The organism is Methanolobus sp. ZRKC5 (assembly GCF_038446525.1).
Lineage (GTDB): Archaea > Halobacteriota > Methanosarcinia > Methanosarcinales > Methanosarcinaceae > Methanolobus.
Genome location: NZ_CP151792.1, coordinates 2,683,898 through 2,703,957, shown reverse-complemented (window position 1 = coordinate 2,703,957; position 20,060 = coordinate 2,683,898). Strand labels below are relative to the sequence as shown.

The window sequence follows — 20,060 nt, the reverse complement described above, 5'->3', positions numbered from 1 at the left end:
TTCTGCTCAAATTTCACGTATCCCTGAATGGGTAGTTTCGTTTTTAGACTCTGTAGAACACCTAATTCTTATTTTAGTGATGCACAAATATTTAATTATATTATAACCTTGACAGATAATGCCAAGGTTATATTTATTGTTCAAAGCAGGACTTCTACAAAGCCTGTCCTTAAGACCTTTTTATACCCTGTTTAAGAGCCTTTTTACCCATATAATCAGGAATTATGTTTTTTTCCACGACCAAATTGGATGTACCGACCCCAACCACGATAATCTTAGACTCAACCGGTTTCTCACCTTCCCTGACTACAATATCCTTTTTAGTTACTTCTATATCTACTTCTCCTTCTAAGTAACCTGCTGCCCTCATGTAATTCATTATGATTTTTTCACCGGTGTTCCTGGCAAACTCATAAGCATCCATATACTGGTAGAATATGGACCTGCCTTCTGGTGAGAACACGAAGTAATTGAGGATATCCTCTTTGGGACCCTTCATTTCTACATCTTCAACGTTTATCCCTACTACAGGATTAAAATCCCTCTTGATAAGTATTTCAACACGCTTGATACCTTTGCCCACAAGAGAACCTACTGCATTACCTACATTAGCATGCTCCGGAACAACTATATCAGCATCTATCAGTTGTTCCATTTCCTCTTTATACGCAACAACAGGACCACCAAGCAGTACAACAGGAGTCTCTACCTTAAAACGAGTGAAATTCTCCCCGGAGAGTATATCCTCAACAACTGATTCCGGAATGCCTTTTATAAGGTAAGAAATAAGATCATATGCCATGTTCTTTGCAACTTGTCTTTTTACCATGCTGCAGAGTTCTTCCTTCTTAGTCCTTGTCAGTTTGCCAAGTTTCTCAGCGCCTATTATGGATGCTTCCGTTTCCCATTGCCTGAAATCTCCAAGTACATGCAGAGCATCAGTTGGAGTGAAACCTATAGATTGTATCAAACGTTTCTTTATAAGGCCATCAATAGCACGGACATTTGGCTGTTTCTTCAGGCGCTGGAAAATATCTACATAAGAAAGAGGAATTCCCTGAATAACATCATATACCTCTTCTTCCATCTTTGTAAGTTCAATAGAACGGACATCTGTGCGTACAAAGAATTTAGTTGGCTGAATATTTTCGCAAAGAAGCGTTCTGGAAGGAGATTTAGTTGTCTGAAGTTTTTCAAGAAAACCAGGATACTCAACTGCAGCACGACAAAGGGGAATCACCCTTCTAGGTCCTACGTGGAACTTTTGATCCTGGGCCCATACATGGCTGTCACCACCTGTAGCAGAGGTTTCCATTTTAATAGCCTTTACCATGGTCTTCCATCCACCTACAATAGCTCCTTGGTCACTAATTTCCGGGACACCACCCCTGATGAGAGCAACGTCCGTACTGGTTCCACCCACATCCACCATTGCACATGTGGGGAATTTTGTAAGGAAACCAGCACCTACAAGACTTGCCGCTGGTCCGGAAAATATTGATTCGATGGGACGCTCCAGTGCTTCCTCCATACCTACTACAGAACCATCACATTTGAGCATGAGAAGATTGGCATCAATATTCCTTGACTTGATGTCCTTCATAATGGATTGGATGAACTTATGTGTGATTGGCAATAACTGAGCATTAAGGTACGCGGTAATAGCCCTGTCATAGGCTCCAACTTCCTGGGAAAGCTCATGTCCGCATACAACAGGCAGCCCTGTAGTCTCGCGAATTATCTGTTTGACGCGGAGTTCATGTTCCGAATTACGGTTGCTGAAAAATGCAGACGTAGAAAATGCTGCAACCTGATCCTTTACCTCAAGGGCAAATCGCTTAACTCCCTCTTCGTCAAGAGGAGCAGCTTCTTCACCATTACTTGTATGACCACCACTAAGTCTAACATAATATTTAGCAGGAAAACCCTCATCAGGAATCACATAATCACCAACCAGAATCACACCTACTGGAAAACCAGTATCTTCCAGTATGGTATTGGTAGAAAGAGTGGTTGAAACTGAGACCAGTTTTACATTTTCAACATAATCCTGATTTAGAGAATCAATTACTTTTTTAATTCCACCTATAGGGTCCGGATAGGTAGTAAGCATTTTAGCAGCATCCAGTATCACACCATCCGAATCACGGATAATAACCCCGTCTGTAAAGGTTCCTCCGGCATCAATGCCAAGACTGTATTGCATTTTTAGTTCACTCCTTGGAAAAATAATCAATTTTAATATATAAAGTGCAGATAAAAAACGGTTTTGCACTATTTAAGCATTACCAATTTAATCTGAAAATCTTCGCCGTTAATCGTATGACCAACACTAAGTCTGGCATAATATCTAGCAAAAATAAGCTCATCACGTACGAACTGTTTGATTCTCTACAAACACCAACCATATAAGCCAATTCGAACCCCATACACATACATAAGAGCAATAATTATAATAGTAATGCAATTGAATTGGATTTGCAGGCTATAGGTTTTGTCGTTTATATAACTGGAAAACTAATTTACAGATACACTTTTATAGAAGAACAAACAACCTGTTTGCACTTAGAAATGATATCATATCTAAGAGGAAAATCATGGGAAATATGATAAAAACTACATTATTGCTGGCATCCCTCACCGGTTTACTGGTCATTGTCGGCCGTATAATAGGTGGGACGTCAGGAATGATCATTGCATTTATATTTGCGATAATCATGAACTTTGGAAGCTACTGGTACAGTGACAAGATCGTTCTGAAAATGTACCATGCACAGGAAGCCACTGCAGCTGAAGCTCCACAACTCCATGGAATTGTTCAGAAACTGGCCCTGCGTGCAGGTCTTCCAATGCCAAAAGTATACATTGTGAATACTTCTATGCCAAATGCATTTGCAACAGGCAGAGACCCACAGCATGCTGCGGTTGCTGCAACTACAGGAATACTGGACCTTCTAACAGCTGAGGAGCTGGAAGGTGTACTGGCACATGAAATGGCACACGTAAAGAATCGTGACACACTGATAAGCGCAGTAGCTGCAACCATTGCAGGTGTTATCACCATGATAGCAACATGGGTCAAATGGGCAGCCATATTTGGAGGAATTGGCGGAAGAGATGATAACGGTGCAAACAATATAATTGGTTTTCTGGCACTTGCAATCGTTGCTCCACTGGCAGCAACAGTAATCCAGCTTGCAATCTCAAGGTCAAGAGAGTTTGCAGCCGATGAAGAAGGAGCACGTATATCACAGAAACCATGGGCTTTGGCAAGCGCACTTGAGAAACTTGAATACGGCAGCAAAAATTATCGCCAGAGAAAAGGCGATGTGCAGCCGTCCCAGACCACCGCTCACATGTTCATCGTGAACCCATTGAAAGGAAGCGCACTTATGAACCTGTTCAGAACACACCCTGTAACAGAAGAGCGTATCAGACGCCTTCGTGCAATGTAATCTGAAGGATTAGAAATTAAAGAGGCTTGTCTGTCCCCTTTCCACGAGATGGATAACCTCTACACCATTTTCTTCGAGCTTGATGGAAAGATATTGCCTGTGACAACCGTTCGGACTTTTTTCCGCACACATTAATATCACCCTGCCGCCCTCTTCATTTACTTTCCTGATAAGGTTCATGAGCTTTTCAAAGCTGCTTTTAAAAGAGTCTGTTTCCATATATTCAGCATAAGTGGAATCACGCATTCCCCCAACACCTTCAAAATGAGAATACATGATTCCATTCTTTGGGAGAATCGACTCCAGTGATTCCTTGTCGTAGTCCTTAAACGTAGACTGTGGGTATCTTCGTATATCCACAAGATAAGTAACCTTATTCTCAATAAGTATGCCAATAAAATCATTGACCTGACGATTTCCATATCCTACCGTATAGCACTTCATTCTTTGCACCATCATTTATGTAATAGGTGAAGTGTTATTTTTTTATTTAAATGTTGATACGGGATTTATGACTTATGCCAGATATGAACCTTACGAACTTGCACACTCCACAAAACATGAAAATTGTTCCTGCTCATCGATAAGAATATCACTAAGAAAGGCTATTTTGTCCATGCATTTTAATATAAGGAAAATATTTATATTGGTTTTGTTGAAACTAAAATGTGATATTCCTTTTTGATGCATATTTGGAATGGCATCTGAAAATATCAAACCATCATACTTATTCAAATTTGTAGACTAAGAGGATAAAATGAAAGTATCTGTCAGCACTTCAAAGATCAATGGTGAAGTATTTGCACCACCGTCTAAAAGTTATACACACCGGGCAATCACGATTGCCGCCCTGTCGGATGAATGTGTGATTCATCGGCCCCTTCTCTCAGCTGATACCCTTGCAACAATACGTGCATGTGAGGCATTAGGAGCAACTATTGAAAAAACAGAAGATAAACTCCATGTAACCGGAGTTAATAGTAAGCCCTTTGTCCCCAATGATGTCATAGATGTCGCAAACTCAGGAACTACTTTGAGGTTCATGACAGCAGTTTCAGCACTTACCAATGGAGTGACGGTGCTTACAGGTGACAGCTCAATAAGAAACAGGCCAAATCAACCGCTGCTTGACGTATTGAACAAACTTAGTGTCGAAGCATATTCAACTCGTGGCAATGGATGCGCCCCTCTTGTTGTGCGTGGTGGATTAAAGGGAGCCATAACAATGATAGACGGCTCAATAAGTTCACAATTCATTTCCGCACTGCTCATCGCATGTCCTTTAACAACCCAGAGCACAACCCTTTCCATAAAAGGGGAAATGAAATCAAGACCTTATGTTGATGTCACCATCGAGCTGATTGAAAAGGCAGGTGCTGAGATTCTTATTGAGGAAAGCAACAATATTAAGTTCATAATACCTGCAAACCAGAGATATAATCTCAAAGAATATACCGTTCCGGGAGACTTCTCGTCAGCTTCCTATCTGTTGGCTGCTGCAGCAATCACAGGTTCCACCGTGACCGTTAAGAACCTCTTCCCCTCAAAACAGGGAGATGTAGATATAATCGATGTCCTTGGACGTATGGGAGCAAAAATCTCATGGGACAAAAAGAACGGAGTAGTAAACGTTACAGGAAACGGCCTCAAAGGAACTACTTTCGATGCAGGAGCAACACCTGATCTTGTGCCCACCATTGCTGTACTTGCAGCATGTGCTGAAGGTATGACAGTAATAGAGAATGCAGAACATGTGCGTTACAAAGAAACAGACAGACTTCATGCAATGGCACTTGAACTGACAAAAATGGGGATCTCCGTAAAAGAAGAACCAGATCAACTAATGATCACGGGCGGTACGTTGCACGGTGCGCAGCTACATGGATGGCATGACCACAGAATAGTCATGGCACTCACAATTGCCGGAATGGTTGCAGGAGATACAACAATAGATACTGCGGAATCCGTGGAGATATCTTTCCCTAACTTCTTTGAGGAAATGATGGCTCTTGGAGCACAGATAACTCCTTTCTAATAAAAATAAAAAATTGGGAAGATAACTTCCCTTTTATTTTCCTGAATAGGAACTTTCAGCAGATCTGCTGCTTATGGCTTTTTTACGCATATAATCGGGAATTACGTCTTTTTCCACAACCAACCGGGATGTGCCAATTCCAACTACAATTACCTTACTTTCAACCGGTTCTTCGCCTTCTCTGGTCATAAGGTCCTTTTTAGTCACCTCAATGTTTACCTCATCTTTTGAGTAACCTGCTGCCTTCATATAATCCATTATTATTTTCTTACCGCTGTTACGGGCAAATTCATAAGCATCCATATACTGCGGGAATATGGCCCTTCCCCCTGGTGAAAAAACAAAGTATTGTATAACCTCTTTGGCATTTTTCAACTCCTCATCCGTAACATCAGCCCCTGTAATTGGAGCAAAATCCCGTTTGATGAGTATCTCAACACGCTTGATACCTTTGCCCACAAGAGAACCAACAGCATTTCCTACATTAGCATGCTCCGGAACAACTATATTAGCATCAAGCAGCTTTTCCATCTCCTCTTTATAGGCAACTACAGGACCACCAAGCAATACCACCGGAGTTTCCACTTTAAAACGAGTGAAGTTATCCCCGGAAAGCATCTGGTTAATAACCGAGTCCTGTATACCTGTGACCAGATATGAAACAAGGTCTTTTGCCATGTTCCTTGCAACCTGCCGTTTTACCATTATTGAAAATTCTTCCTTGCTGGTCCTTAACTGCTTGGCAAGTCGTTCAGCCCCTATTATAGATGCTTCTGCATCCCATAGACTGAACTCCCCAAGCACATGCAGGGCATCTGTAGGAGTGAAACCAATAGACTGGACCAGCCGTTTCTGTATGAGGCTGTCAAGGGCACGAACACTTGGCTGTTTCTTCAGGCGCTGGAATAGATCTACATAAGAAAGAGGGTTTCCCTGAATAGTATCATATATCTCTTCCTCAGTCCTTGTGAGTTCAAGAGGTTTAAGGCCCGTGCGCACAAAGAACTTTGTTGCCTGTATGTTTTCGCAAAGAAGTTTTCTGGAAGGTGATTTAGATTCCTTGAGCCTGTCGAGGAAACCGGCGTACAAGACAGCAGCACGGCAAAGAGGTATCACCCTTCTGGGCCCTAAGTAGAATTTTTGTTCCTGAGCCCATATGTGACTGTCGCCACCTGTGGCAGAGGTTTCCATTCTTATAGCTTTTACCATGGTCTTCCAACCACCGACAATGGCTCCCTGAGCACTTATTTCCGGAACACCATCCCTGATAAGAGCAACATCTGTGCTGGTACCTCCCACGTCCACCATGGCACATGTCGGGTATTTCGTAAGAAAAGCAGCACCTACAAGACTTGCTGCAGGTCCGGAAAATATCGATTCAATTGGTCGCTCAAGTGCCTCTTCCATACCCACTACAGAACCGTCACATTTGAGCATGAGGAGATTAGCATCTATTCCCCTTGACTTGATGTCCTGCATAATAGACTGAATAAACTTGTGAGTAATGGGCAATAGCTGGGCATTAAGATAGGCAGTAATGGCTCTGTCATAGGCACCCACTTCCTGAGAAAGCTCATGTCCGCACACAACAGGCATTCCTGTGACCTCACGAATTATCTGTTTGACACGGAGTTCATGGTCTGAATTACGATTGCTGAAAAAAGAAGAAACTGAAAATGCTGCAACATGGTCCTTCACTTCAAGAGCAAAATTTCTAACTCCCTCTTCATCAAGAGGAGCGGCTTCTTCACCATTACTGGTATGGCCACCACTAAGTCTGACATAGTACTGGGCAGGAAAACCATCATTGGGAATGACATAATCGCCAACCAGTATTACACCTACTGGAAAACCCGTATCTTCTAGTATAGTATTGGTCGAAAGAGTTGTTGAAACAGAAACCAGCTTTATATCTTTCACATAATCCGGATTCAGAGTATCAATTACTTTTTTAATTCCACCAATTGGATCTGGATATGTAGTCAGCACTTTAGCAGCATCCAGTATCAAACCATCCGAATCACGGATAATAACCCCATCTGTAAAGGTTCCTCCGGCATCAATGCCCAGACTGTATTGCATTTTGATTCACTCCTAGAAACAAAGATCAAAGTTAATAATTAACAGTGCAAAAATGAATGGTTTTGCAATATTTAAGCATTATCCGCTAGGTCAGGCAATAAATGGAGTTAAAACAGAAATGAGAACGAAATTATGTACTGAATAAAAAAAAAGTAGTAGGCATAAAGCCTACACTTGTTTTAAAATTATTTTGCCGGGATGACAAGTGATCTCTCACCAGCAGGCTCGAACTCTTTGAGTGCGCCCTTTGCGAACTCCTTCCTTCGCTTTGTAAAGTCAAATGGCAGGAGCTTGTCTGCGAAACAGACCTTGACGAGTGGGTTGACTGCGTATGCATCTCTACGTCCAGCATGTGCGCCGGAGGTGATAGCTGCGTATCCACCCTGGTGACCTACGTTCATTGCGTAGTTTGGATAGTTTGGTCCACGCAGTTCAAGAGCCATACCTTCGTCGGACTGGTATGAGAGAACGTTGGTTGCACCACACTGATCCTGCAGATCGAATCCGAAGAAAACGAGTCTTCCTTGTGCAGGTACATTAAGAGATACCATCCGGAAAGACCAGCGTTTCCGTTTCCTGTTGCGATTGAAACAGCGGAACCTGCTGCTGCGGAAAGACTTGTTGCTCTCTGAGATCCACCAAAGTAATCTTCGAGGATTGTTGGGTACTTCTCGATACCACTCATGTTTTCTTAAGCATCAGGGACATTATTCCTGGCTTTGAAGGTTTCATCGGGTTCTGGAAGAAGTCCATTTCCATGCCTGAGCCCCCAAACATCTCGTTATTGACCCTCTCGGTTATTTCGTCCAATATCATCTTATAGGAGATACAATGGGGGTCGACTCCCTTTATTTCCCCTTCTGTGGGGGTTATGGCATTGTAAGGGCAGCCACCTCTGCAGTATTTTATATGGGCACAGTCCTTACAGTGCTGGTCCACGTACTCTTTGTAAGCGAACATGAGCTTCCAGGCATCAGACTTTGCAAGTTCTTCAATGCTTGGATGGTCGTGGACATTACCCATTACGTATTCTGGCATGCCTACAAAGCGATAGCAGGGATATATGCCTCCATCAGGGCCTACGGCTAAGACATCTCCCATACAGTCCACGAAGGTACAGACAGCACCTCTGCCTCCAAATACGCCCTTACAAAGGTGGTCGATGTTCATGACTTCAATCCGGTCCATGTTTTCCAAGTATTTGTCCAAGAGGTAAATTAGGAGTCTGCCGTATTCTTCCGGGTCAAGAGCCCATTTTTCTGGTTCGTCACCGCGTAAAGAGGGTAGAGCAGGGTGGAACTTGAGAATCCAGCCGTTTTCCAAGTAAAAATTGAAAATATCATCCCTATATTTTTCAGAATAGGAGGTGAAAGTGGTGATGAACCTCACGGAAAGTCCGTGTTCTTTTGCTATCCTGTAGCCACGCATGGTTTTTTCGAAATATCCTTCCCCTCTCTGGAAATCATTAAGTTTTTTCGGGCCGTCGAGACTTGAACCGATAGGAATGTTATATTCCGCAAAAATTTCAGCTATTTCGTCTGTCATCTTCCAGAGGTTGGTCTGTATGGCAAAAGCCACTTTCTTCGGCTTTACTCCTTCAACAAGGATTGGTAAAGCCTCCTTGTAGAAATCCGCGCCTGCCAGGAGTGGTTCCCCTCCATGGAAAGTAAAGGTAACCGAATCATCTCTGAAGTTTTTGAGCCATTCAACTACTTCTTTTATGGTCTCGATGCTCATTATAGGGGATTTTTCCTCGGAACTCCAGCAATAACTACAGTTTCCTGGACAGCCAAGGGTGGGAATCAACATCACGTGAAAAGACATTTTTATAGCACCTTTTTTTAAGTCCCTTTAAGGTTCTTCAAATTATTAGTAGTTTTCTAAAAGTCATCCTCCCCATAAACCAGTGATCGGATAGGTCTTCGAATGGATTTTTATTTGCAACTTTCTTTTTCAAGACCTTTTTTCCCCTCATATCGAACATTTTGATTTCGGATTCAGGGTCATAATCTTCTTTGAATGCCTCTAATGTAAGGTTTGCCAGTTCGTTTGAGTCCATACCAGAGCTGATTCCAAAAGAACAAGTGCTTTATCTTTTGAGTTTGCGTGATAAATAGCAGTGTGTATCTCGTATTTATTGGAAAACAAAATCAAAGTTAATAATTGATAGTGTAAAATATAATGGTTTTGCAATATTTAAGCATTACCAGGTAAAGAAGAACCAAACAAGATTAAAATGCTAAAACAGATTCAAAAAAAGAGTAAGTAACAGGCATTAAGCCTGCACTTGTTTTAAAATTACTTTGCTGGAATAATGAGTGATCTCTCACCAGCAGGCTCGAACTCTTTGAGTGCGCCCTTTGCGAACTCCTTCCTTGGCTGTGTGAAGTCAAATGGTAGGAGTTTGTCTGCGAAACAGACCTTGACAAGTGGGTTGACTGCGTATGCGTCTCCACGTCCTGCGTGTGCACCGGAAGTGATTGCTGCATATCCACCCTGGTGACCTACGTTCATTGCGTAGTTTGGATAGTTTGGTCCACGCAGTTCAAGAGCAAGACCTTCGTCGGACTGGTACGAGAATACGTTTGTAGCACCACACTGATCCTGCAGATCGAATCCGAAGAAACCGAGTCTTCCGAGTGCTTCCTTGTGGAGGTACATACTGAGGTACCATCCGGAAAGACCAGCGTTTCCGTTTCCTGTTGCGATTGAAACAGCGGAACCAGCTGCTGCGGAAAGACTTGTTGCTCTCTGAGATCCACCGAAGTGGTCTTCGAGGGTTGTTGGGTACTTCTCGTAGTTCTCGATACCGTAGATGGTGGACTCTGTTGCGATGTCCTTTACTACATCGAGGTTTGCCTTTACCTTGTTGTCTGTACCCTTGTTTGCTGCACCGTCGTACTTGTCGTTGATGTAGTCAACGTTGTAGTAGAGGTTGTCATCAAGGATGTTGTTACAGTATGCTGCTGTTGCGTACTGAGTGAAACCTACACCACCGGACATGTATGAACCGAGCCAGATCTGGTCGTAAAGCATACATCCTGCACCGACTACTTCAAGAGCTACGTGTGCTGGGTCTTCTGCATCTACACGGCTTGTTTGTACGATATCTGCGAGGTGTCCAAATGGAATTCCTCCAGGCTCGTTTGGTGCACGTGCACGTCTTGCTGGGAGCATTTCACCCATCTGGATAACACCAGCGTGCTTTGCTGCGTATGAAAGGTCAGCTACTGCTGCTTCACCAGCACACATGCTGTATGCTGAAATGAATGACATACCGACCTGCATAGCCATCCACCTGCTTGTCTGACCACCATCTGTGGTTCTGCTGACAATAGTTGGGATGTGTGCTGCCTGGAATGAGTGCTTGCCGATAGCTGCTTTGAGCTGCTCTGCCTGCTCTGCAGGGAATTCCTTGTTGATGTCAATAAGGAACTGGCTGTCGATCTCGTCTGCAAGTTCATCGTCACCGGTGAACATCTTTACGTAACAGTCATCTACAAGTGCAGGGTGTGTCTCGACCATGTGTTCCTGAACAACTGCCCCACCAGGAAGTGCGTGGTTGAGTGTCTCAAGGTAGTGGTTGATTGTTTCTGGTGTGACTTCGATACCGAGCCTCTTCTCGAGTGTCTCGTGTGCCATGTCCATACCGACAATTACGGTCCTTCTGATGTCATCCCACATCTGCTGCATTGCTGCATTGTTGACGTAGTGAAGATCATCCAACTCAACCATGTCATCTGTTCCTGAAAGGAATGATGGGGTAAGTGCTCTCTGACCGAGTGGGATACCACCACAGTGCATCATTGGATTGTAACCGACAAGTCCTCTCTTTGCTGCGAGGGCTTCACCAGCTTTTCTCATTTCTAATTTTCTAGGGTTCTGATCGACACCAAGTCTGTGGTACTCTACGGTCTTGTCGGTGATCTCTCCACCGTTCATCTTGTTAGTACCATGTTCTTTTGTGTACTTGATCTCCATGTGTTTTGCAAACTTTCTCTGTCTGTCATCTGCCATTGTCATCACCTCAGTTTTCCGGCTTAAAACCATAAATGGTTCTCTTATCGAATACCCTGTGTACCCATTCAATGACTTCTGCGTCGTCTCTGAATGCAACGTTGTCAACACGGTATATGGTTGTTCTCTTTGCTGCTTCTTCTGCAGACATTGGTTTTCCGAGGTCAACCTTCTTATCGATTGGTCTTCCTACCTGGTCCTTGTGCATTGTGATTACATCGCCTTCTTTTCTGCACCTTTCAAGCATGTCAAACATTACACCGTCTTCTGGAAGTCTGAGTGAGTGACCGTGTACTGTTGCGCCTCTAAGACTTGCGAGTGCTGGGCAGGTCATTTCAGTTTCCATCTGGAACTTTGCGAGTTCTTCCATGTCTCTTTCACGAGCTTCAACGACCTGACGCCCGGAAAGTGTACCTGGGTCGACACCTCTGAAGTTAATTGCTGCTGCGTAGGATCTGAAGTATGGTGTTGATGGTGCGTTGTACATTGAGTCAACGAACTGCACATACCTTATTCTGTCACCAGCTTTTGCGCCTGGTGTTGGTTCTACCATTTCTCTGACTGAACATTCTGGTTCGCCCATTTCTGCAAGTGGTGGGTGAGTGCTTGGGTAGTCACTACCTGGTGCACGGTGTCCGAGAACAAGTGTCAGGTCATCGTCGGAGATATCTCTAAGTTTCTCCACTTTGCCGGACATGTGTTTTCTTCTATTTTCAGCAACTGATGTTGCTCCTGGATAATATTGTGGTTCATATGCCATAATTATTCACTCCTAATTCTCTAATGATCTCATTGTGGTTTTCACGGCTTTCACGAGTTCGTTCAGTTTTTCTCTCGAGCATGATTCGCCTCGTGTCACTCCTGTCACAATTTCCATTACCCTTCCTTTTGTTAAAATATCACTATCCTTTGGTTTCACAAGTTTTGTCTTTACTCCTGCCTTTGCGAAATCTTCAAAATCAACAAGGGTCTGGCAAACAACTACTGCAGGAATATTTGCTTCCTCAAGTATTTTCTTTACCTTCCTCACTACATGATCCCTTATGTTCCCTGTGTGGATAACAGCAACTTTATGCCTGTTTATCTGTGCGATCTCTTCAGGACTCATTCCAAAAGAGCCGGAACCCATATTGGTATCCGGAACACCTGAACCGGTGTTCAGCACAAGCACACTAACCTGGATTTCCTCTCGACGCATCCCGTATGTTAATTCACAAACGGGTTTTGTGATATGTCTTCTACCGGGACTCATTGCAACTGCAATCACATCAGGCCTGCCAGTTTCGGAAAGAGTGCCACGCTGTGCAAGACCTCCTCCTCTGCCAAGACCCATTCCGTGTCTGCAATCAACAACCTGCGTTTCCCGATCAAACATGCTATCACTCGTCTTTGATTTCAGGTTTAAGGATACATACTGGCTGGTTCTTCAGTTTTCCTTTGGGATCTGTCATTCCAGTCATCAGAGGATCAGCATCTGGTCCACGTTTAGCATAATCGCTTACAGTCTGTCTCCTTGGAATGAAATTACCTTCCCGGAATTCAAATGATACAGGAAGAACTCGCTCACAAATGTCCCTTACACGCCCTTTTGTATCAGCATCGACAACTTCCATTCGAATGCTACCAACGCTTACAGCAAGTTCTATCGCCTGACCTGCAACTTCGATAACAGTGTTCCCGGAATGATTCACAGGAAGTCCTGTGGCAGGTCCGTATGGAACGGTCTGTGGAAGTCGGGGGCCATGAATGAACAGCCTTATGATGCCTTCGATTTCAGCCATCTCACTGAGTAATGATTGAGCTGTTTCGGGTTTCAACAGTCTTGAAGGAAATATTTCAAGCTGCACAATATTTGCGTCGGAGAAAGCTTCGGACATTTTTGCTACCTTTTTCATTTAATGTGATATTTAAGGAGGGAGATTTAGTCTTAGAGCGCACCTGCCACTGCCTTGATTGGTTCCTTGAACTCTGGAATGGATCCAAATACGTTACCGACAAGTGATGATGTCTTCTCAACTGTTGACATCTGTGTGCCTGCATCAAGTGAGACTGCTGCACATACACAAGGAATTGCAAAACCTCTTGAGTGTCTGGTTACAACGTGGTTACCGTTGAAGATACCCGGTCCGCCGCCACCATAGATGGAGTGACTGAAGAATGAGAATCCTACTGCAGTACCCTGTGCTCTACCCATGTCACAGCCTGGAAGACCTGTTTCCTTCTCAAGCATATCGTTGAAGTAGAGGATGGTTGAGGATACGTTCTGAGCTGCTCTGCCTGCTGCACAGTTTACCATGGTTGCTGCAAGCTGACCTGCTGATGCACATGCATTCCACATGGAAACGTCGTTTGCCTTGTAGAAGTTGTATCCGGATGGTGCAGTCTTGTCTACGGAGATGACACCTGCTTCAAGAGCTCTGTCAACTGTGGACTGAATAACAGTACCGATTGTACCGTTCTTACCGTTCTCTTTTACGATGTCGTAAACGTAGTTGCCTGCGTTAAGACCCTGATATGCAAGACCAAGTAACTGGTGTCTCTCGAAAGGACCTACAGCGTTACCCATCTCGTACATACCTACCTGCTCGAAGATGGATGAGAGTGCTGCTGCATTCATTGCCTTCTTGCCGGTAATTGCTGCTACGTGGTTTGTTGTGATGTTTCTCAGTGAGTAACCAAGACCTTCGTTGTTCTGTGGGATACTGAGAATGGATGCGATGTTTGCGCCTTTCATGTCCATTGTCTGTGGATAGCTTCCCCATACAGCGGACTTTACTATTGGTGCATCGAACATGTCAGTGTTGAACATGTCAATGATTGTCTGAACTACTGCTGCACCGGTTACGGTACTTCCGGATACGTAGTCAGCACCGATCTGTGTCCTTACGGTTGGGATCTGAACGATCAGCTGCTTTCCGCCACCAAGTTCCTTTACATTGGTGTCGTCATCGTCGCTTACGCTTACGAGTTTCTTTACTGCGTCCATGATTGCACCGGAATTGCCTACAATATCGTAGTCAAGTTCCCTACCAAGGATCTGCTTTTTTGCTCCACCCATAGCACCGGTTTTCAGTGATTTCTCGATACCTGCGAGATTTACTGCAACAGTCCTCTTGGTGTCTTTAATGATATTTTGAATCGCTGCGTTTCTGGTTGGCGCGATAGCTAAAAGATCAACGCCACTTTCCAACAGTTTACCTCTGTCGTCGTAAATGTCTATTGTGTCAGACACGAATATTTTCCTCCTATGTTTCTATTCAGAAATCGCCCATTTGGAAACGTACAGATTAACGAATGAAAGTCAATTACTCTGTACCACACAGTAATTTCTGTACGGAAATCTTCCATTGGGAATTCTCGGATTTATTAAGCAACAATGACGTTTAAACCTTTTGCATCATTTTGGAACAATTTCGCAATCATCAAACGCAAGTAAAAAGAGTAAATGAAAATAATTGAGTATGTATCCAATAAAAATGTAAGGAGATTATATTTAAGATAAGATATAATTTCAGACCAAATACCAAAATGATATCTGGAAGAAGTCATACAATGGTCATCCACAAACCTTTAAGTACCTATATAATAAGTAATCCGTTCTATGGAAATCATCGCTGACGTAGGAGGCAATCCGGGAATCGATTGCAAAGGATTCTGTACCTATTGTTATTTTAAGAAAGTAAAAGAAAATCCTCCTTTTGGATGCAAATACTGCCTTCCCTTCAAAAAAGGTTGTGACTACTGCACCAGAGGTATAAGGGAAGCCTATTCAGGTTTCAAACCAGGACAATATGTGTTTCAGGAACTTTACCAGAAACTTAAAATGAACTCCGCGGATGTCGACAAGATAACCATCAGTGGTGGCGGAGATGTGAGTTGTTATCCCGATCTCATGGAACTTATCGCCAATCTGGCACAATTCGAATTACCCATTCATCTGGGATATACAAGCGGTAAAGGATTCAGCAAAGGAGATGAAGCTGAATTCTTAATAGAACACGGAGTAACAGAAGTTTCATTCACCGTATTTGCAACTGACCCGGAGCTTAGAAGGAAATACATGCGTGACCCTGAACCTGAAGCCGCACTTAAAGTGCTCCGCCAGCTCTGCCAGCATTGTGACGTATATGCCGCAATTGTCCTTATCCCCGGAGTCAATGACGGAGAAGTACTCGAAAAAACATTGACTGACCTTGTGGAAATGGGAGCAAAAGGAGCGATACTCATGCGCTTTGCCAACAAGACTGAAGAAGGGCTCATACTTAACAATGCCCCGGTCATGGAAGGTATTGAAACACACGGCATAGATGAATTCACACAAATCGTCCGCGATGCTGCTTCAAAACATAATCTACGCATCACAGGAACACCACTCGAAGACCCACTCATCGGCTCCCCATACGCCATACGCAATGAAAAGGAAGCCCTTGTCAAACTTCCCGAGCTAAGAAAAGACGCTACGATACTCTCCAGCAGGGCTTCTGAGCAAAGACTTCAGGAAATCTTCACAAAACTTGGGAGTGACGTCAATGTTGTTGCAGTCGATAAAGACATTGGTTGCCTCATCACCATTGAAGACCTGAATAAACTAGACCTGAAAAATGTCAAGGAAACTGTCATAATACCAGGGAGAGCATTCGTATATGATTCGGAAGCAACAACTGCGCTTTCCAGGGACGGAATCTCACGATTTGTCCGCAGGGGACCTGAAATGCTTACATATGACGGTGAAATGTCAATAGGCCATTCAAAAGAAGAGGTTCTCGAATTTGAAATAGAGCAAATCACAGAGCTAATCCATGGGATAAATGCCATTGGAATGCCTATGAAAGAATAAACATTGGAAAAGCACAATAAGATAATAGAAAATAGTAGACGGGCTACATGAACTCCATTAGCCCTGTCTGCTTCGAGCGATCATTCTCAAAAAGGGATTTCATATCCAACCCAATTATCTCGATTCTTTGTTTTGTATAGCTCGAAACATTGTAATCATGGGCTACTTTCTTTGAGACTTTTAGGTATTTTTTTACAGACCCTTCATGAACCGTCAGTATTACACTCCCACCACATTTTGGACAAACACCTGTAAGAGGCGGCCTGCGGAATTTTGCAGCACATTTAAGGCACCTTGTACTCTGACGGGAGAATGCCCTGAGATTTCCGAACATGTCTGGCAGAAAGTGGGATATAAGCACCCTCTCAGCCACATCAGAAGCATCCACCGCACGTATCTTATCTGCCAATGCAAGCTGGGCATCCATCTTCTCCACCATGCTCCCAAGGGTCTTGTAGGCACTGTGAAGAGGACCTGATGCGATATCATTGGTATGATGAGTGAACATAAAATGATCATATTGCTCAGGAGTTCCAAGCCTGCGGCTTATAAGGTCTATTTGTCCCTCCAGTTCCTTGGGATTTGTATAATTTAGGCTTGCCTCGTAGAACTCAAGAGGATAATGATCACAAACATCGATATTATGAGCTTCCTTGTCAACCTCACTTGGATCTATACGTGTTGTAAGAACAAGTGGTGCATCCATTTTCCCACCTCTTTTTTCAGGCAGGTAATCTCTTGAGAAATTGATAAGACCATCCATCAACAACATAACACAATCCTCATCACCATCACAGTTTCTTCTTTTTGCCGCATGGAAGAAAGGATGTGCGTAACCCACTGATGCCTTGGTAAAACCTACAAGTCTTCCAAGGACACCTGCTGATGTATGCGGTGCAAGGCCCATGAGCATTACACCTACAAGATCATCAATTGTCTCTGCCTTGTAATAAGGCTCCTCATGATAGTATTTCACAAGCAGGTCATCTATGTAATGGGTAGTACGCAGGAGGTATTCACCACAATCGTATGAAACTACAAGATCCTGTACTTTAAGGCAGACTACCTGATCATCCGTTTCCAGAGGATTTCCATATATGTCCTCTCTGTACCCAAGTTTCTTCAGTTTCTCAACTGTGATACTAAGTTCATCGGCACGGATATGTGTAAGCGGAATGTCGGACATATCATACCTGACAGTCCCATCCTTGAAAGTAAAAAGGTCATGTTTCGCCCGCAGGATTCCTTTTTCGAGAGGTTCCGGAGTCATTGTCCCGGACATCATGCGCTTGACACCTTTTACTTCGATATTAGTATCCCTCTCACCAATGTTTTCAAAAGCATTCTGGTAGACCTCTTTGAAATCGATATTCTGCATCTTCACGCATGTGGTCTTTGAACCACATTTTGGACATTTCTCTTTTTGCACCGATATGCCACAACGCGGACACGATAATTTAGGAACTGTGAACTCGCCACAATCACACCGATACCAGAACGTATCCTTTCCACATGCAGGACATGCACGATTACCGATCTCAACCCGAATCTGCCCGACCTTCCCATTCATAGAAGACATGTAACCTGCAGCCGCTTCCATTTTCCGGGTATTTCCGGCAGAATCCCCTATCGGGAACAATACATGAGGAGCAGGAGTCATCTTTCTCTTATTTGATTTTTCCGGACGCCCCATCCTTGCACCAATCCTCACAGGTGCACGAGCACGTACGATCAGGCCACTCACTTCATTAACTGATCCTATGGTGTCTGTGGATTCAACAGTACTCCATTTCTTATTCAGGCCTCTGTCAAGACCCAGACATCTGACAAAAGGTAGAGGCTCATCAATGATGATCCTTCCCTCATGAATTCTGTGCAGGACAAGCAAATGCTCAAGAAGGATTTTTATGCCATTTTCAGTACTTTTTTCAAATGGAAGTTCAAGACTTGTCCCGTCACCAGAAAGGACACCGTTCTCTGATATGAACGAGACAAGTGTAGCGAACTCATCAATTGTGATATCATGCCAGAGATATGTATATGCTGGATGTAGAGGAACACCATATTTGTCACATAGTTCCAGTGAAAATTCCTGAGAAGGCAATTCAAGCTCACTTCGGGAATATGATGCAGTCGGAACTTGTTTCTCAAACTCCTGTATCCACCATTCAAAACAGTATGAAGATGGCACAAGAGGATGATTGTTCTCAAGGAAATCACCGTAATTGATCAATATCTCACCGATATCCAGTATGCATTCCACTTCAGGATGGATCTGAATTGCATGTTCTTCATCATCCACCCGGATGACATCACCAGACCTGAGTCTGACAGTGGGGCCTTCTATACTATCTACTGGCGCCATTCCGGCAGCTTTACCGGGACGCTCCACCTTGAGCTGGGTGCCTGAAACGATAAAACTGTCCATTATATACATGCTGGCAGGGCTTATGCCGGCGGCTGCAAAGGATGTGTTTCTTGAACGTCCGTACCTTAACCTGAAACCACCTGGACGCATTGGATGAGAGAACACCGGCCTCCCTGCTATCAGGTCACGCAGGTATTTGTCTTTTGGTTTTACGCCGACAAACCCGTCATCATCGTCATCATCGCCACTCTTTGCTCCAGCTATAAGTGTGTTCAGCCAGTCCCATCCATCCATCTCGAGCTTGTTGACGTGTTTGAGAACCTTCGGAGCTTTCAGAGCCAGACCTTCTGCAAGCACAAGACACATACCACCACGTACTCTGTTGGTACCTATCCTGTCAAGGTTCCTGTAACCTTCAACTTCTTCAGCTTCCGTGGGTTCCCCGTCAATACATATGGGGCAGTTTTCCACAATTAACCTGATCTCATCTTCGGAAGGAGTATACTGCAAGGTTGCCACTCGTCTGTAAAGCAGAATTTCCTCAACATATCTTTCAACTTCTTCCTTGCGCGGCTTGAACCGATCAATGCCAACTGCACGGCGTACATAGTCACCCACAAGTACGGAAAGTGCCTGGGCCGTACCGCCTGCACTACGTATGGGACCTGAGTAAAATATCCTGATGAATTCGCTTCCATCATCGTTTTTGCCAAGAGTTACCTTGTCTATTCCCTCTATCGGTGCGGCAACCACACCTTCTGTGAGCATTGCAACAGATACGCGTATGGAAGCCTCTATCGCAGCTTCCTTGGATTCAAATTCCCCCACAGCACCCTCAGCAACAGCTTTACCTATTGCAAGAGCACCTTCTTCACGAGACATGGTCTCTTCGTACTTGCGTATCTCCTCTGCAACACCTTTCACACCAATGAGATTTTCCACCCTGTCTGCAAGGTCTTTTGCAAGAGGTATCTCAACATTCGGTTTGGGATCTCTCCCTTTTGAGCGTGCACTGTTTGCAATATCGATCTCACTATGAAGCTTTGATTCAAGCTCCTCAAAATAATCCCTCATAGAATCGCTAACTACTATTTCACCCATTCATAACAGCCCTCGATGAGTTTGCACTTATGCGTTTGTCATTAAAAATTGTTTTCCTGCATTAAGTGTGCGCTTCATAAATTAATATATTAAAGTACAAATTACTATTAATTAAACTAGATTATAAGCTTTAGGAAGGATGTGGATAAAAACAAATAATCATAT

General features: G+C 43.7%; 14 protein-coding genes and 1 pseudogene. 3 read left to right on the top strand and 12 right to left on the bottom strand.

Annotated elements, in window-relative coordinates:
- Positions 1–169: 169 nt before the first annotated feature.
- Entirely contained in the window at positions 170–2,206 is a 2,037-nt protein-coding gene (locus WN948_RS13280; RefSeq protein ID WP_342304664.1) for a hydantoinase/oxoprolinase family protein, read from the bottom strand.
- A 391-nt stretch (positions 2,207–2,597) separates the two neighbouring features.
- Between WN948_RS13280 and htpX the strand changes: the two genes are divergently transcribed.
- A complete protein-coding gene (gene htpX / locus WN948_RS13275; protein WP_342304663.1) occupies positions 2,598–3,455 on the top strand; it encodes a zinc metalloprotease HtpX in 858 nt (285 codons plus the stop codon).
- Positions 3,456–3,464: 9 nt separating this feature from the next.
- On the opposite strand, the gene WN948_RS13270 is transcribed toward htpX, so the two are convergent.
- Positions 3,465–3,899, bottom strand: a complete 435-nt coding sequence (locus WN948_RS13270) for a DUF488 domain-containing protein (protein ID WP_342304662.1) — start codon at positions 3,897–3,899, stop codon at positions 3,465–3,467.
- 313 nt (positions 3,900–4,212) lie between these two features.
- Between WN948_RS13270 and aroA the strand changes: the two genes are divergently transcribed.
- A complete protein-coding gene (aroA, locus tag WN948_RS13265; protein WP_342304661.1) occupies positions 4,213–5,490 on the top strand; it encodes a 3-phosphoshikimate 1-carboxyvinyltransferase in 1,278 nt (425 codons plus the stop codon).
- A 33-nt stretch (positions 5,491–5,523) separates the two neighbouring features.
- Here aroA and WN948_RS13260 read toward each other — a convergent pair whose 3' ends face one another.
- The 9 genes and pseudogenes from WN948_RS13260 to mcrB form a co-directional block, all read right to left on the bottom strand.
- On the bottom strand, positions 5,524–7,572 hold the full coding sequence (locus WN948_RS13260; protein ID WP_342304660.1) for a hydantoinase/oxoprolinase family protein: 2,049 nt from the start codon (positions 7,570–7,572) through the stop codon (positions 5,524–5,526).
- 185 nt (positions 7,573–7,757) lie between these two features.
- A pseudogene (locus tag WN948_RS13255) lies at positions 7,758–8,245 on the bottom strand (methyl-coenzyme M reductase subunit alpha); the annotation flags it as partial.
- Between the two features lie 8 nt (positions 8,246–8,253).
- Complete coding sequence (locus WN948_RS13250) at positions 8,254–9,381, bottom strand: TIGR04083 family peptide-modifying radical SAM enzyme (protein ID WP_342306486.1); 1,128 nt, start codon at positions 9,379–9,381, stop codon at positions 8,254–8,256.
- A gap of 52 nt (positions 9,382–9,433) precedes the next feature.
- Positions 9,434–9,631, bottom strand: a complete 198-nt coding sequence (locus tag WN948_RS13245; protein ID WP_342304659.1) for a hypothetical protein — start codon at positions 9,629–9,631, stop codon at positions 9,434–9,436.
- 239 nt (positions 9,632–9,870) lie between these two features.
- Positions 9,871–11,589 carry a coenzyme-B sulfoethylthiotransferase subunit alpha gene (gene mcrA / locus WN948_RS13240; protein WP_342304658.1) on the bottom strand — a complete coding sequence of 573 codons (1,719 nt, stop codon included), beginning with the start codon at positions 11,587–11,589 and terminating at the stop codon, positions 9,871–9,873.
- A gap of 10 nt (positions 11,590–11,599) precedes the next feature.
- On the bottom strand, positions 11,600–12,349 hold the full coding sequence (mcrG, locus tag WN948_RS13235; protein ID WP_342304656.1) for a coenzyme-B sulfoethylthiotransferase subunit gamma: 750 nt from the start codon (positions 12,347–12,349) through the stop codon (positions 11,600–11,602).
- 12 nt (positions 12,350–12,361) lie between these two features.
- Positions 12,362–12,964 (bottom strand): methyl-coenzyme M reductase I operon protein C, encoded by a 603-nt coding sequence (mcrC, locus tag WN948_RS13230; RefSeq protein ID WP_342304655.1) that lies wholly within the window; start codon positions 12,962–12,964, stop codon positions 12,362–12,364.
- A 4-nt stretch (positions 12,965–12,968) separates the two neighbouring features.
- The gene (gene mcrD / locus WN948_RS13225; protein WP_342304654.1) at positions 12,969–13,466 is read right to left on the bottom strand and encodes a methyl-coenzyme M reductase operon protein D; all 498 of its coding nucleotides are present in this window, start codon (positions 13,464–13,466) and stop codon (positions 12,969–12,971) included.
- A gap of 50 nt (positions 13,467–13,516) precedes the next feature.
- On the bottom strand, positions 13,517–14,821 hold the full coding sequence (gene mcrB, locus WN948_RS13220; RefSeq protein WP_342304653.1) for a coenzyme-B sulfoethylthiotransferase subunit beta: 1,305 nt from the start codon (positions 14,819–14,821) through the stop codon (positions 13,517–13,519).
- Between the two features lie 369 nt (positions 14,822–15,190).
- Between mcrB and mmp10 the strand changes: the two genes are divergently transcribed.
- Positions 15,191–16,426, top strand: coding sequence for a methyl coenzyme M reductase-arginine methyltransferase Mmp10 (mmp10, locus tag WN948_RS13215; protein ID WP_342304651.1), 1,236 nt, complete (start codon positions 15,191–15,193; stop codon positions 16,424–16,426).
- Between the two features lie 43 nt (positions 16,427–16,469).
- On the opposite strand, the gene WN948_RS13210 is transcribed toward mmp10, so the two are convergent.
- Positions 16,470–19,895: a DNA polymerase II large subunit gene (locus WN948_RS13210; protein WP_342304649.1), complete on the bottom strand. Its 3,426-nt coding sequence runs from the start codon at positions 19,893–19,895 to the stop codon at positions 16,470–16,472.
- Positions 19,896–20,060: the final 165 nt, after the last annotated feature.

Coding starts and splice junctions, on each gene's coding strand:
- WN948_RS13280 (WP_342304664.1), bottom strand. CDS start 2,206: ATGCAATACAGTCTTGGCATTGATGCCGGAGGAACCTTTACAGACGGG.
- htpX (WP_342304663.1), top strand. CDS start 2,598: ATGGGAAATATGATAAAAACTACATTATTGCTGGCATCCCTCACCGGT.
- WN948_RS13270 (WP_342304662.1), bottom strand. CDS start 3,899: ATGAAGTGCTATACGGTAGGATATGGAAATCGTCAGGTCAATGATTTT.
- aroA (WP_342304661.1), top strand. CDS start 4,213: ATGAAAGTATCTGTCAGCACTTCAAAGATCAATGGTGAAGTATTTGCA.
- WN948_RS13260 (WP_342304660.1), bottom strand. CDS start 7,572: ATGCAATACAGTCTGGGCATTGATGCCGGAGGAACCTTTACAGATGGG.
- WN948_RS13250 (WP_342306486.1), bottom strand. CDS start 9,381: ATGTTGATTCCCACCCTTGGCTGTCCAGGAAACTGTAGTTATTGCTGG.
- WN948_RS13245 (WP_342304659.1), bottom strand. CDS start 9,631: ATGGACTCAAACGAACTGGCAAACCTTACATTAGAGGCATTCAAAGAA.
- mcrA (WP_342304658.1), bottom strand. CDS start 11,589: ATGGCAGATGACAGACAGAGAAAGTTTGCAAAACACATGGAGATCAAG.
- mcrG (WP_342304656.1), bottom strand. CDS start 12,349: ATGGCATATGAACCACAATATTATCCAGGAGCAACATCAGTTGCTGAA.
- mcrC (WP_342304655.1), bottom strand. CDS start 12,964: ATGTTTGATCGGGAAACGCAGGTTGTTGATTGCAGACACGGAATGGGT.
- mcrD (WP_342304654.1), bottom strand. CDS start 13,466: ATGTCCGAAGCTTTCTCCGACGCAAATATTGTGCAGCTTGAAATATTT.
- mmp10 (WP_342304651.1), top strand. CDS start 15,191: ATGGAAATCATCGCTGACGTAGGAGGCAATCCGGGAATCGATTGCAAA.
- WN948_RS13210 (WP_342304649.1), bottom strand. CDS start 19,895: ATGGGTGAAATAGTAGTTAGCGATTCTATGAGGGATTATTTTGAGGAG.